At 72.4% G+C, this 13852-nt stretch carries 8 protein-coding genes and 5 pseudogenes; 3 read left to right on the forward strand and 10 right to left on the reverse strand.

The window, feature by feature from the left end:
- Positions 1-23: 23 nt before the first annotated feature.
- The 8 genes and pseudogenes from UK82_RS23760 to UK82_RS42095 form a co-directional block, all read right to left on the reverse strand.
- Positions 24-1340, reverse strand: coding sequence for an NtaA/DmoA family FMN-dependent monooxygenase (locus UK82_RS23760; protein ID WP_044887209.1), 1317 nt, complete (start codon positions 1338-1340; stop codon positions 24-26).
- Complete coding sequence (locus UK82_RS23765; protein ID WP_161849162.1) at positions 1337-3106, reverse strand: rhodanese-like domain-containing protein; 1770 nt, start codon at positions 3104-3106, stop codon at positions 1337-1339. Before UK82_RS23765 ends, UK82_RS23760 begins: the two co-directional genes overlap by 4 nt.
- Positions 3103-3672 (reverse strand): annotated as a pseudogene (locus UK82_RS39815) (LLM class flavin-dependent oxidoreductase); the annotation flags it as partial. The pseudogene UK82_RS39815 and the gene UK82_RS23765, both read right to left, overlap by 4 nt.
- Before the next feature lies 1 nt (position 3673).
- Positions 3674-4185: pseudogene (locus tag UK82_RS39820) on the reverse strand (LLM class flavin-dependent oxidoreductase); the annotation flags it as partial.
- Positions 4186-4744: 559 nt separating this feature from the next.
- Positions 4745-5248 (reverse strand): annotated as a pseudogene (locus tag UK82_RS43230) (ABC transporter substrate-binding protein); the annotation flags it as partial.
- A gap of 195 nt (positions 5249-5443) precedes the next feature.
- Positions 5444-6190, reverse strand: coding sequence for an ABC transporter ATP-binding protein (locus UK82_RS23780; protein ID WP_044887212.1), 747 nt, complete (start codon positions 6188-6190; stop codon positions 5444-5446).
- Positions 6191-6192: 2 nt separating this feature from the next.
- Positions 6193-6341: pseudogene (locus UK82_RS39825) on the reverse strand (ABC transporter permease); the annotation flags it as partial.
- Positions 6342-6380: 39 nt separating this feature from the next.
- A pseudogene (locus UK82_RS42095) lies at positions 6381-7170 on the reverse strand (ABC transporter permease); the annotation flags it as partial.
- Between the two features lie 289 nt (positions 7171-7459).
- Between UK82_RS42095 and UK82_RS23790 the strand changes: the two are divergent.
- Positions 7460-8119, forward strand: a complete 660-nt coding sequence (locus UK82_RS23790; RefSeq protein WP_044887214.1) for a peroxiredoxin — start codon at positions 7460-7462, stop codon at positions 8117-8119.
- Positions 8120-8446: 327 nt separating this feature from the next.
- On the opposite strand, the gene UK82_RS23795 is transcribed toward UK82_RS23790, so the two are convergent.
- Complete coding sequence (locus UK82_RS23795; protein ID WP_044887215.1) at positions 8447-10423, reverse strand: BTAD domain-containing putative transcriptional regulator; 1977 nt, start codon at positions 10421-10423, stop codon at positions 8447-8449.
- 406 nt (positions 10424-10829) lie between these two features.
- On the opposite strand from UK82_RS23795, the gene UK82_RS23800 reads away from it, so the two are divergent.
- Positions 10830-11633 carry a methyltransferase domain-containing protein gene (locus UK82_RS23800; protein ID WP_044887216.1) on the forward strand — a complete coding sequence of 268 codons (804 nt, stop codon included), beginning with the start codon at positions 10830-10832 and terminating at the stop codon, positions 11631-11633.
- On the forward strand, positions 11626-12972 hold the full coding sequence (locus UK82_RS23805; RefSeq protein WP_055409428.1) for an ATP-grasp domain-containing protein: 1347 nt from the start codon (positions 11626-11628) through the stop codon (positions 12970-12972). The genes UK82_RS23800 and UK82_RS23805 overlap by 8 nt, the downstream gene beginning before the upstream one ends.
- On the opposite strand, the gene UK82_RS39840 is transcribed toward UK82_RS23805, so the two are convergent.
- Positions 12966-13851 (reverse strand): radical SAM protein (locus tag UK82_RS39840; protein WP_255354345.1); only part of this gene is annotated, 886 nt, incomplete at its 5' end. The genes UK82_RS23805 and UK82_RS39840 overlap by 7 nt on opposite strands.
- Position 13852 lies beyond the last annotated feature (1 nt).

Here is a 13852-nt window from a genome sequence, read left to right on the forward strand (position 1 = left end):
CTTCCACTAAGCCGGGCCTTCCACTAAGCCGGGCCCGGCGCGCCGACACCGAGGATGTCGCGCAGGGTCCGGCCGGGATACTCGTGGCGGAAGATCCCGCGCCGACGCAGGATCGGCACAACGTGGTCGACGAACAGTTCCAGGCCCTCGGGCGCGGTGTCGACGAAGATGTTGAAGCCGTCGGCGCCCCGTTCGACGAACCACGTCTGAAGGTGGTCGGCGATCTGCTCCGGGCTGCCCACGATCGACAGGTGGCCGCCGGGGTTGTCCGCGATCAGTTCCCGCACCGTCAGGTTCCGCACGCGGGCGTGCGCGAGGACCTGGTCGCGAAACGGCCTGGCCCGCGACGGCGGGGTGAACGACTCGACCTGCTCGTACGGCAGCGGGGCATCCGGCTTCAGCAGGTCCGGCGGGACGAACAACCGCTCGGCGAGCTTTTCCACCAGGTGCTCCATGCCGTACAACTCGTTGAGCCCGTCCCGGCGGGCACGGGCCTCCTGTTCGGTGGAGCCCACAGTGACCTCGAGCCCGGGCAGCACCAGCACGTCCTCGGGACGCCGGCCGTGGCCGGCGGCGAGCGCCTTCACGTCGGCGTAGAAGCTGCGCGCGCCGACGAGCGTGCGCTGGACCGTGAACAGCCCGTCCGCCCAGCGCGCGGCGTACTGCCGGTGCCGCGGGGACGCGCCGGCCTGGAACAGCACGGGCCTGCCCTGGGGCGTGCGGGGCGAGCCGAGGGTGGCCCGCACGGGGAAGTACCGGCCGCGGACGTCGACCTCGTGGACCTTCGCCTCGTCGAGGAACCGTCCGGTCGCCAGGTCGGCGACCACCGCGTCCGGCTCGAGGCTCTCCCACAGGCGCAGGACCGCCTCGACGAACTCGCCCGCCCACCGGTAGCGCTCCTCCTCGGCGGGCTCCGCGCCCACCCCGAAGGCCGTGGCGGTCTCGGGCGCCCAGCTCGTGACGATGTTCCAGCCCGCCCGGCCGGCGGTGATGTGGTCGAGGGAGGCGAACTGGCGGGCGACCTCGAACGGCGTGCCGAAGATCGCCGAACGGGTACCGATCAGCCCGATGCGCTCGGTGCGCTGGCTGATCGCGGCGAGCAGCGAGACCGGTTCGAGCGCGTGCCAGTTGCGCCGGCCGTGCTCGCTGTGGATGGCGCCGTGGTTGTCGCCGCGGAACAGCGCGTCGAACGTGCCGCGCTCGGCGATCCGCGCCAGCTCGACGAAGTGGTCGATGTCGGTGAACGAGTCGGGGCTGTTGTTGTACCGCCAGCCGGCGACATGCGCGCCGTCCGCGAGCAGCACGAGATTGAGGTGAAGCTGGCGCGGTGCGTCGGTCATCGCGCCACCTCCTTTCCGAGAGCGCGGGCCCCGGCGTCGACCGCCGCGACGCCGACCGGGAACGACACGATGCCGTCGCGACGCAGTTGCTCCTCCAGGGCGGCGCACCAGACGATGTAGTCCTCGTGCAGGCGGGCGCGCTGCTGGCGGGTGGGGGGCGGCGGGAGCACGAGCGGCTTGCCTGGATCAGCGGGCTGCTGGGCCGAGTCGGTGGCGGTCGGCAGGCCCGCCTCGCGCCACGCCCGGGTGCCGCCGTCGAGCGCCGCGGCGCTCCCTCGGCCCGCGGCGCGCAGATCGGCGGTCGCCCAGCGGGCCAGCGTGCCGTCGCCGGAGGTGACCACGAGGAATGGTTCGCCCGCGGGGAGGCCAGGCCACGCCGCCAGCGCCGAGCGCGTCGTCACCCACGATCCCGGGATGTAGGGCCGCGCGAGCAGCCACCCGGCCGCCGACGGCGGCTCGACGTCGACGACGACCGCGGCGCCGCCGTCGAGCAGCTCCCGCAACGCCGGGGCGCTCACCGTCGGGACCTCGGGCAGGGGGACGGTCTCGGGACCGCACACGAGTACGTCGGATCCGACGACATCCTGGCGCAGAAGGTCGAAGTACCGGACATCGGGACGCGGCAGGTCGGGACGCCGGACGTCGGGACGCGGCAGGTCCGGGGACCGGCGATCGAGGTCGAGGAGATGCACCGCAACGTCGGGCAGGCCCATCCTGGCCAGCCACACGCCGGTCGTGAATCCCCGCGTGCCGTAGCCGTCATCGACGAGGACCACTCGGGCACCGCGGCTGGCCACGTACTCGTCCGTCGCCTGGATGAGCTGGCCGCCCGGCGCCCACCGGCTTCCCCGCAGGTGACCGGCGACGAACTCGGCCTGCGTACGGACGTCAAGCAGATACAGCGTCCGATCGGCCGCCGCCGCGACGAACCCGCTCAGCTCGGCGGCGGAGATCTCCAACACCCCGGTGCGGGCGGCGAGCGCCCGCGCCGACTCCCCCGCCCGGGCCTCCTGCGCCGGCTCGGGCACGGGCAGCGGGGCGGTCGAGCCGGCCACCGACGGGTAGCCGGCGAGGCTCCACGCGGCCAGGCCGCCGTCCAGGACGGCGACCGGGTTGGGGAACCCGGCGTCGATCAGGGTCTGCGCGCCGATGATCCCACGGGTCCGGCCGGCGCAGGTCACCACGACCCGGGTGTGTGGCGACCGGACCGCCGCGTACGCCCGGCGTACCAGCTCGACCCCCGGCGTGTTGCGGGCGGTCGGGATGGCCGTGTACTCGAACTCCTCGGCCGTGCGGGTGTCGAGAAGGACCACGTCCTCCCCCGCGCTGTCCTCCCCCGCGTCGAGGCCGGCGCGCAGTTCGGTCGCGGAGACCCTCGGCGTGCCGAGCCGGCGCAACGCGACCTCGCCCAGGGCCCGGCTGACCGTGTTGTATCCGGTGAACAGCTCGCCGCCCGCCGCCCGCCAGCCGGCGAGGCCGCCGTCGAGCACGCTGACATCGGTGTATCCCAGCGCGGCCATCCGGGGTACGGCCCGCATGACCGTCTCCTCGCGCGTTCCGACGACCACCACGGGCACCGTCGGCCGGGGCGCCAGCAGGGGCAGCCGAGGTTCGAGGTGGTCGAGGGGAACGTGCGTGGCGACCGAGAGATGACCCGCGGCGAACTCGTCGCGGGTACCCACGTCCACCACCACGAGGTCCTGGCGGGCCCGCAGCCGGGCATGGAGCTCGCGCGGGGCGACGACCCCGGCCGACGAGCCCGTCACCGGGCCACGGCGGCGGGGCGGTGGGGTCGCCAACCCAGCGCGGGCGCCACCTGCGTCGCGATCAGCCGCAGCGCCTCCAGGGCGGCGTCCAGCGACGGCCGGCCGGGTTCGAACTGCACCAGCAGATCCGTCGCCACGCCCAGCACCGGCTCGGCCGCCAGCCCTTCGATCACCTCGTCCGGATGCCCGCAGAAGATGTGCAGGGTCGACAGGACGTTGTCGATCGTGTCCTCGCCGACGTCCGGGAACGCGCCGGAGGCCTTGATGTTGGCGAAGGCCGGGAACAGCCCGTCCGACAGGTGCGCCAGCGCGGTGGCCCGGTCCGCGGCGGGGAAGACCGCCCGGCACACGGCCACCCGCCGCCCGACACCCGCAGACCCGACACCCGCGGACCCGACACCCGCGGACCCGACACCCGCGGGCAGGGCGGCGCGGTACCGGTCCGCCCAGCCCCGGTGCACCGTGCCGGGACGGTCCGGGAAACCGATGGCGGTCTGGTCGAGCAGGAGGTTCAGGCCCTCCCGGCCCACCTGCTCGGCGGTCTCGCCACTGTGCGCCCCCTGCCANATCCGGGCCTCGGCCACCTCGGGCGCGCACGGCGTCAGCACCGCGCCGTCCTCGGTCAACGGCCGGCCGCTCAACGCCCGGCGCAGGAGCTCGCGATGCTGCGCGTGGATCTCCCGCTTGCGGCCGAAGTCGCGCCCGAGGGCCCGGTAGGCACGCTGGTCCGAGCCGCTGCCCAGGCCGAGCTCGACCCGCCCGCCGGACAGGATGTCCACGACGGCGACGTCCTCGGCCAGTCGCACCGGGTCCTCCAGCGGCAGCACGTTGACCGCCGTCCCGAGCCGGATGTGCCGGGTCGAGGCCGCCACGTTCGCGAGGAACGTCCACGGCGAGGGCAGCCCGCCGAGGGGATGGGTCGACGTCGGCAGGTGGTGCTGCGCGACCCAGCCCGAGTCGAAACCCAGCTCGTCGGCGGCGACGAACAGTTCGTGGGCATCCGCGTAGGCCTGGCGCGCGTCGGAGCGGATCGCCGCCCGGGTGAAGAAGCCCAGCCTGAAGGCGCTCGTGTCGGTCATCGGCCCTTCTCGTTCGTCATCCGGGACACGGGAATGCACCCGGGGATGGGTTCCAGGCGGTCGGCCGGGGGTGGTCGCGGCGGGCGCCGCGCGGTCAGGGACGGGCCGCCGCGACGGCCGCGTCGACCTTCGCCGTGACGTCCAGTTCCTTGAGCTTCTGCGCGACCGTGTCGTTGAAGCCGGTGTAGTAGTGGTCGCGGATGTTGACCGCCCGCTTGATCAGGCCGCCGGAGTAGGCGACGTCGGCGGTGTTGTGCTGGATGCGGTCGAGCAGCGCGGCGTCGAGGACGTGCGGAACCTGCCGGTTGGCGATGGCGGTGGACCTGGCCTTGGCCGGGGTGAGCTTCGCCGCGTCGACCCAGACCTGCGCCGACTGGTCCGGCTGGGTGATGTTCCACAGCTCGTAGGCCACGGAGCGGCCCACGAAGTCCCGGATCGCCGCGTTCTTCCGCTGGTCCTTCAGCGCGCCCCGCGACGCGACGAGCACGCCCAGCCCGAGGGCGCCGGTCTGCTTGGTGGTGGTCAGGACCTGCGCGCCCGCGTCCAGCGCGGCGCCGGNGCGGGCCGGCGACCCGGCCCACGCGTCGACGTCACCCTGGGCCAGCGCGGTGGCGCCCACCGTCGAGTCGAGCTGGACGGGCTTGACGTCCGCGGGCGTGAGCCCGGCCTGCTTCAGGGTCAGCAGGTACTGCAGCTCGGAGGTCGCGCCCGGGGAGTAGGCGAACTTCTTCCCGCGGAGGTCGGCGAGGCGCTCGATTCCCGAGTTCTTGCCGCGCAGGGTCACGATCGGCGGGTAGTTGGTGTCGTCGGCGGGCTGGGTCGCCAGGACCCCCTGGATCGGGGGGTCGTTCGCCGGCCACGCGGGCTGGGCGTTGGCCTGGGCCAGGATGAGGGCGAAGTCGCTGAGCTGACCGATGTCGACCTTCCCGGTCGTCAGCGCGGTCGTGACCGTCGCGGCGTTGAACTGCGCGAACTGGACCTTGTACGGGGCGCCCTGGAGCACGCCGGACTTCGCGAAAGCCGCCTTCACGTACGGCGACTGGGTCGCGAAGGTCAGGGTCACGCCGCTGAGGTCGTTCTGCGCTGCCGCTTTGCTGCCGCTGCTGCTACCGCTGCCGCTGCTGCCGCCGTCCGATCCGCAGGCGGCGGCGNCCACGNCCAGCGCGAGCAGCGGGGCGGCCAGGCGGAGCCGACCGAATCTTCCGATCTTCATGGATGCGTTCCCGAGGTGTTGGTGGGGTGGCCGAGCCGGTGGGCTTCAGGCCGGGGATGACGGGCGTGCGACGCCCAGCTCGGCAAGTAGCTGTGAGCGCAGGTCACCGAAGCGCGACCCGGTGCCCTCGCGCGGTCGAGGCAGGTCGACGCGCAGGTCCAGACCGACCTTGCCGTCGGTGAGGACGACGACGCGGTCGGCCAGCCGCAACGCCTCGTCGACGTCGTGGGTGACCAGCAGGACGGCCGGCCGGTGCCGGTGCCACAGCTCGTGCACCAGGGCCTGCGTGCGCAGGCGGGTCAGCGCGTCGAGCGCGGCGAACGGCTCGTCGAGCAGGAGCAGGTCCGGACGGTGCACCAGGGCGCGCGCCAGGGCGACCCGCTGCGCCTCGCCCCCCGACAGCGTGTGCGGCCAGGCCCTGGCATGGTCGGCGAGGTTCACCTCGGCGAGGGCCTCCTGCGCCCTGGCGAGGGTCGATTCCCGGCGGGGAAGCCCGAGCAGCACGTTGCGCCAGACCCGCTCCGACGGGATCAGCCGGGGCTCCTGGAAGACCACCGAGCGGTTGCGGGGCGCCAGGACCGTTCCCTCGTCGACGGTGTCGAGCTCGGCGAGGATCCGCAGCAGGGTCGTCTTACCACTGCCGGAGCGGCCGAGCAGCGCGACGAACTCGCCCCTGGCGATCGTGAGGGCGAAGTCGTCCAGGATCCGCCGGGCCGCGAACGCCTTGCCGACGTCGCGCATGACGACGGCCGGCTGCGCCGGTGCGGGGGTCGTGCCGGCGGGGGTCGTCATGGTCAGGACTTCACGATCGTCGGTCGCCAGGGCAGGAGCAGCCGCTCGAGGAGCCGGACGACGAGGTCGACGAGCAGACCGAGCAGCGCGTACACGACGACCCCGACGATCACGATGTCCGTCCGGATCTGGTTGGACGCGTTCATCACCANTGCGCCCAGCCCGGAGGAGGCGTTGATCTGCTCCGCCNCCACCAGCGCGAGCAGCGAGATCCCCATGGCGTACCTGATGCCGACCAGCACCGACGGGAGCGCGTTCGGTAGGACGAGGCGGGTGATCATCCTCGTTCTGCTCAGCCCGAAGACCCGGCCGACCTCGATCAGCCGGCGGTCCACCCCGCGCACTCCGGCGAAGGTGTTGAGGTAGACGGGGAAGACGCAGGCAACCGCGATCAGCACGATCTTCGGGGTGTCGCCGATGCCGAACCAGACGACGAACAGCGGAATCAGCGCGATGAACGGGACCGTCCGCAGCATCTGCAGCGTCGAGTCCACGAGCTCCTCGCCCAGCTTCCACAGCCCGGCGACGAGGCCCGCCGCGACCCCGATGCCGGCGCCGATGACCAGCCCGGCCAGGGCCCGCCCGGTCGACACCCGCAGGGCCGTCTGCAGCTCACCGTCGGCGATGAGGTCGCGGGCGGCCTCGAACACGCTCTTCGGGCTCGCCAGCGTCGTCGGCGGGACGAGCCCGGCGGAGGTGCTCCACTGCCAGGCGATCAGGAGGGCGGCCGGCACCAGGCCGCGCAACAGCCAACGAACCCGGCGCAGTCCGGCGCGCCGTCCGGGGGCGTTGCGCCGACGACTCAGATCGGTGAGCTCGAACGGCGTGGCGAGAGCCGCCCGGTCCGCGACCGCCGGGTCACCACTCACCGCCAGGTTCTCGTTCGCCGCCGGGTCACGCCCGAGCTCGCCCGGCGCGCACCGGGAGTCCTGAACCGTCACGATGCGCGGGTCCCCACGGCCTCGGCTGAGACTCGACACGTGCCAGTGCGCTGCATGACGAACTCCTGGTTCGGGACGGGCGGGCGTAGCCCGGTGGGACCGGGTGGCAGCATATATGGGCAAAGCCGATCGGTTTAGTAGTATTTACCGCTCGAGTGATGCGGATCGCACGATCGCCCGGGCCGCACTCGCTCGCGCCACCGGCGGCGGGCCCCGGTGGACGCCTGCGTGGCAAGGGAACGTCCAGGGAACGCCGTGTCCGTAGAGTCCTTCACGACGCACTACCTCGGCATCCCTCGCCGAGCTTCCTCTGTGAACGGAGTGAGTAATGTCCCTGACGATCGGTGACACCGCACCCGACTTCGTGGCGGCGACCACGGAGGGCCCGATCAAGTTCCACGAGTGGATCGGCGACTCGTGGGCGGTGCTGTTCTCGCACCCGAAGAACTTCACCCCGATCTGCACCACCGAGCTTGGCTATGTCGCGTCGATCAAGCCCGAGTTCGACCGCCGCAACGTCAAGATCATCGGCCTCTCGGTGGACCCGATCGAGCTGCACGACGCCTGGGCCAAGGACATCGAGGAGACCCAGGGCACCGCGCCCAACTACCCGCTGATCGGCGACGCCGACTTCGCGATCTCCAAGGCGTACGGCATGCTCGGCGCCGACGTCAGCGGTGACCCGTCGGACCGCACGGCCGCGGACAACCAGACCGTGCGCAACGTCTTCGTCATCGGCCCGGACAAGAAGATCAAGCTGATCCTGGTCTACCCGATGACGACCGGGCGCAACTTCGACGAGGTCCTGCGGGTCATCGACTCCCTGCAGCTCACCGCGAAGCACAAGGTCGCCACCCCGGTGAACTGGAAGCAGGGCGACGACGTCGTCATCGCCGGCTCGGTCTCCAACGACCAGGCCAAGGAGATCTTCGGCACCTGGAACGAGCCGAAGCCCTACATCCGCATCGTCCCGCAGCCGACCGCCTGAGTCACAGCAGCGGCCTGGAGCTGACGACCCGACTGTCCGAGGAGCTCGGCGACGCCGGGCCTGGTCGAGGCCGGGCCCGAGTTCTACCCGGTGGCCGGGGCGTTCGCGACGCGCGCCGCGCTGGACCGGTTCGACGGCGGGCGGGTCGTCGTCGGGGTCACCTCGACCCCGTTCAGGTGCCCGCCCGCCACGATCCCTCCGCGCTGTACGCGGCGGACAGGTCCGAGTTCGGTTCGACCCGGATCCGCCGCTGGTTCGGCCGCGGGTGGACAGGCCACTGAGCCGGTCACCGCGGACCAGGTTCGCCGGCCGTCTCCGGGGCGGTCCTCAGACGGCGGCGGCCTGGCGGCGTGAGCGGGCGGCCCAGAACGGCTGCCCGGCCTTCTCGTACAGCGCGGCGGCCGTCTCGAACCCCGCGCGGGCCTCGACCGGGTCGCCCGCGGCCGCCGCGGCACTACCGGCCGCCGACTCGGCCATGGCCGTCCAGGCCATGCTGTCGTGGAACGACGCCGCCCGCCGGGCCGCCTCGGCGAAGGCCCGCGCTCCCGCGGCGTCGCCGGCCCGCGCCAGCGTCTCCGCGCCGACCGGGTTGAGCAACAGGCCGCAGCTGGCGCAGTCGCCGTAGCGGGCCGCGGTGCGCGACGCCGCCCGCACCGACTCGACGGCGCCGTCAAGATCGTCCCGCTCGAGCGCCGCCAGCGCCGCCGTGGCGTGCAACCGCCCCCAGGCGTGCCGGGCCAGCGGGGTGACCGCCGCGATGGCGGACGCCCGCTTGAGGTAGGGCACGACCTCGTCGAGGGCACCCGTACAGATCGCGAGTTCGGCCCGGCGCAGCCAGGGCAGCGCGACGGACCGGCTGCCCATCGGCGCGTACAGCTCGCAGCTTCGGTCCAGGCAGGCGGCCGCGGCGTCCCAGTGGCCGCGCAACAGCAGCGACTCGCCGAGCAGACACCAGGCGAACGCCTGCACCGCCACCGCGTCCGCCCGCTCGGCCAGCGCCAGCGTCTCGCGCGCGTACTGCTCGACATCGTCGGCGAGGGCGTCCTCGTAGAGCTGGTACTGCCCGATGCAGTGGTTGATCTCGAAGAACCGGCTGACCCGGCCGCCCAGGTCCACGGCCGCGAGCCGCGGCATCTGGACCTGCAGCGCCGTGCGCCAGGTGCCCTGGATGTGCGCCAGGATCGCCTGTTCCTCGAGCGCCTCGGCGACGGCGTCGGCGTCGCCGTGCGCCACGGCCACCTGGTGCGCCCGGTCGGCCAGCCGGCGGGCGGCGGCGAAGTCGCCGCGTTCCCGCATCACACCCGCCCGCACGCCGGCCAGCCGGCCCTGGTCGACGGCGTCCGGCCCGAGCCGGTCGGCCGCGTCCAGGTGCGTCTCGGCCGCGTCGAGCTGCTGCTGCATCACCAGCGCGGCCGCACCCTTGCGGTGCAGGCGGATGGCCGTCGCCGCGTCGGGTCCGGCCCGCAGCGCCCGCTCGTACGCCGTGATCGTCGCCGCGGCGTCGCCCGACTGGGCACGCAGGTCCCCGACCCGCTCCCAGACCTCGATCGCCTGCTCCGGCTCGGCCGCGAGGTTGCTGCGGATCTCCTCGTACAACCGCTGCGTCGACGGGCTCGGTTCGATCCCCAGCTCGGCGTCGAGCACGTCGCACAGCCGCTGGTACTGCCGCCGGGCCTCGCCACGGCGCCCGGCGGCGGAATACAGCCGCATCAGCCAGGCGTGGTTGTCCTCACTCAACGGATCCGCGGCGACGAGGCGCTGCACGGTCCGGGCGGCGTCGTTGAGGTCCCCGCGCGTCTCGAGCAGCTCGGCGAACTCCGCCATCAGCGCCAGCCAGTCGTCGCGCAGGGCATCGCGCGGCGCGACCGCCCAGTCCTCGTAGACGTCCTCCGGCAGCAGCCCGTCCCGGTAGAGCTCGATCGCGCCGGCGTGAGCGTCGACGGCCCGGGTGCGCCGCGCGGTCGCGGCGGCCGACCGGTACTCGTCCACATCGACCGACAGGCGGTCCGACGGCAGGCACAAAAGGTCACCGACCGACGCGATGAGGTCCGCACCCTGTTCGCCGTCGAGCGCGCGGCGGGCCGCATGCAGAGCCTTGCGCAGGTTGCGGCCGGCTGCGGCCGGGTCCAGCTCCGGCCACAGGACGTCCATCACCTGATCCCGGCGCAGGCGATGCCCGGGTGCCAGCGCGAGCAGCTTGACGAGCGCCGCCGGCCTGCGCTGCGACCAGGCCCCATCCGGGACCGCCCGATCACCCACCGTGACTCGAAAATGGCCGAACAGCTCGATCCGCAGAGTCTCCACCCGTCCCCCTCAGATCGCCCTACGGACGAACCCCGCCATCCACCCCGATGGTGCCACGCGGCTGTCGACCCAGGGCCGGAGCGGCGGTGCCCGCGACCCATCCACCGGGGCCCGCTCCGCGCCGCAGTTCGCAGTTCGCAGTTCATGCGATAACAGGATTATCACCGCGCATCGACAAAATACAGTCAAAGGTTCATCTTGCCTATCAGCGCCGACGGTCGAGCTTGACGGCGCGCAGCGGCCCGGAAATCGTGGTCGAGAGGACGGCGTCGACGAGGTGCTCGCTCAGCGCGGGGCCGACGCGCTGTCCACGACGTCGGTCACGTTGGTCACGTTGGTCACGTCGCCGATTCTCTCTTGCCACGACCCGTTCGCTCAGTGCCCTTCGGACCCCGGGAGCGCAGTAGTGACAGTCTCGATCGAACGCAACGTCGACCCGTTCGACACCATCGACTCGGGGTCAGATCCAGCTTTCGAGGAGAGCATTCTTCTCGAACGGATCGCCGGGAATTATTATCCCGCCGTTCTCGACTGGTTCTTCGATCTGCTGCCGCGGGAGGCGAAAACGGTCCTCGAGGTCGGCTGCGGTACCGGGCAGGTTCTCGACCGGCTTGTCGGCCACCTGGGCGCTGACCGCGTCGAGCGGGCCGTCGGCATCGACCGCAGTGCCTATCTCGCCAAGCGGGCGGCCGAACGTTTCGACCAATTCGAGATATTCGCCGCCGACGGAACGCAGGTACCGCTGCCCGACGAGCAGTTCGATCTCGCGACGACCGCGACCGTGCTGGTGCATGCCGCCGACCCCGCCGGCATCCTCCGGGAGATGCACCGGCTCACCCGTCGCGGCGGGACGGCGGCGGTGCTCGACCAGGATTTCGGCAGCGCCGTGATCCACCCGGGCGACCGGGACCTCAGCCGCCGGATCCTCGACGCGGCGACCGACTTCTGGCAGGACGGCTGGATCGGCCGAAAGCTGCCCTCGCTGCTGCGGGACGCCGGTTTCACCGTCACCGGCTTCCACTCGACGGTCCGTATTGATCGGACCTTCGACCGGGCATTTTTCACCCGGATCCGGGACTGGGTCGTCACCGCCGGTTTCGCCGCTGCGGAGGCCGACCGGTGGCTCGCCGAACTGGCCGCGGGGGCCGAGCGCGACGAGTTCGTCTTCACCCGCAACTTCTATGCCTGCACCGCGCGCCGGGATGACTGAGGGCTCGCTCCTCGTCTACAGCCCCCTCAACGAGCCGCGCCGGCCGGCGCTTACCCGTCTCGCCGAACTCCACCCGCGCGTCGTCCTGCTCGCCGAGGACGACACCGATGTCCCATCCTGGGCCGACGAACTCCTGGCCGACGTGGTGCGGATCGACCGGCTCGACGCGCCGGCCGCGATCCGCACCACGCGGGACCTGCTCGCCCGCCGCGGGGGTGCCGCGGACGGCATCGTCTCGCTGTCGGAGACGGGTCTGGCGTTCTGCTCGGCCGTGGCCGCGGAGCTGGGCCTGCCGTTCACGCCGTTGGACGTGTTGGAGAGGGCCCGGGACAAGTCCCGGATGCGGGCGGCCTTCGCCGAGCACGGTCTGCCGACGGTACGGTTCAGGACCGCCGAGCGGCTCGACGAGGCGCTGGCGATCGCCGCGGACATCGGCTATCCGGTGGTGCTCAAGCCGCTGCTCGCCGGCGGCAGCCTGTTCGTCTGGACGGTGCACGACCCGGCCGAGCTGGCCGCCGCGTTCGACGACGTGCTCCGCGGCGGCGCCCGGGTCGTCGCCGGCGACCCGCTGGTGCACGCCACCTTCCGCGGCGGCGCGGCGCCTCGCCTGCTCGTCGAGCAGCTCATCCGCGGGCGGCGGCGGTTCGCCAGCTCCCTCGACCTGCCGGTCGGCGAGGTGAGCGTCGAGGGCAGCGTCGTCGGTGGTGAGGTGCGGGTGCTGGCCCGCCACGACAAGCCGCTGCCGGCGGACGGCCCCTTCTTCGAGGAGGTGCTGTGGTCGTCGCCCTCCCGGCTTCCGGCGGACCTGCTGGCCCGGGTGGACGACGTGGCGGCGGGCGCCGTGCGCGCGCTCGGCCTGCGGGACTGCGTGTTCCACGCCGAGATGCGCACGACGGACACCGGACCGGTGCTGCTCGAGGTCGCGGCGCGGATGGGCGGCGGCCCGATCTTCCGGTCGGCCCGGCTCGCCCACGGCGTCGACCTCGTCGAGACGATGGTCCGGATCGCCACCGGCGCGCCGGCGCCAAGCGGGCGCCCGGCGCCGGACCCGGACCCGGACCCGCGGGACCCGGACCGGCCGCGCCATGCGGTGATGACGTTCGGCCTGTTCGCCGACGAAGGGATGTTGCGGGCGATCGAGGGGCTCGACGAGGTGCGGTCGCACCCGGACGTCGTGGAGGTCTGCGTCTACGAGCACCCGGGCACCTACATCCGCCGCGCGCCGCGCTCGGACCACTGCACGGTCCACGTCATGGTCGCGGCGGCCGACTTCGCCACCGCCGAGGACCTCGGCCGCTGGGCGCAGAAACGCATCCGGTTCGTCACGGGCGCTCAGTAGCCGGACAGCACGCCGGCGGGCAGGAGGTCGTGGAGGAGTTCGGCGGTTTCGCCGCGCGGCAGCGCATCGAGCGAGTCGACGTCGAGGAACTGCCTGAGCACGAACGAGTAGTCGACGCTGTGAAAGGTGTGCTTCTCCTGCGGGGTCATGTTCCGCGCGGTATCGGTGAGGACCTTCCGCACCCGTGCCGGCGTCAGGTAGAAGCGGCTGTACGCCTCCCGGCGCAACTCCTCCAGGCGGTCCCAGGGGACCTCCGCCGTCGGCGAACTCTCGGGCGCGCTGAAATAGCCCTGGCCGGCACCACCGCGGGGCGGCTCATAGCCCTGGTCGATCGCCATGTCCCAGACCTCGGTGCCCTCGTGCGGGGACAGCACGAAGAAGTTCGCCTTGCTCAGCCCTGTGGTCGACGCGTTGAACTCGATCGTCCGCTCGATGTCCGCCTCGGTCTCGGACGGGAAGCCGAAGATGTTGAACGAGCCGAGAATCACGCCCGCGTTGCCCATGTACTCGATCATCCGGCGGGTGCGGTCGAGGTTCAGCCGCTTCTTGATCACCTGTTGCACCCGCTGGTCACCTGATTCCACCGCGACCATCGCGTAGAACGTGCCGCCCTCGAGCAGCAGGTCGACGATGTCCTCGGTCAACAGGTCCGCGCGCAGGCCGTTGGGGAAGGCGAACCGCAGCCCGGGCCGCCTGGCGAACTCGGCGAAGATCTCCCGCACCCGACCGCGGTGGATGTTGAAGATGTCGTCGTAGACGAGAAACGTGTCGACGCCGGCGGCCTCATGCCAGTAGTCGACCTCCGCCACCACCGCCGCCGCCGACCGGTACCGCACGGACTTCCCCATGATGTCGTGGCAGTACACGCACTGGTACGGGN

This window comes from Frankia sp. ACN1ag (assembly GCF_001414035.1).
Classification (GTDB): Bacteria; Actinomycetota; Actinomycetes; order Frankiales; family Frankiaceae; genus Frankia; species Frankia torreyi.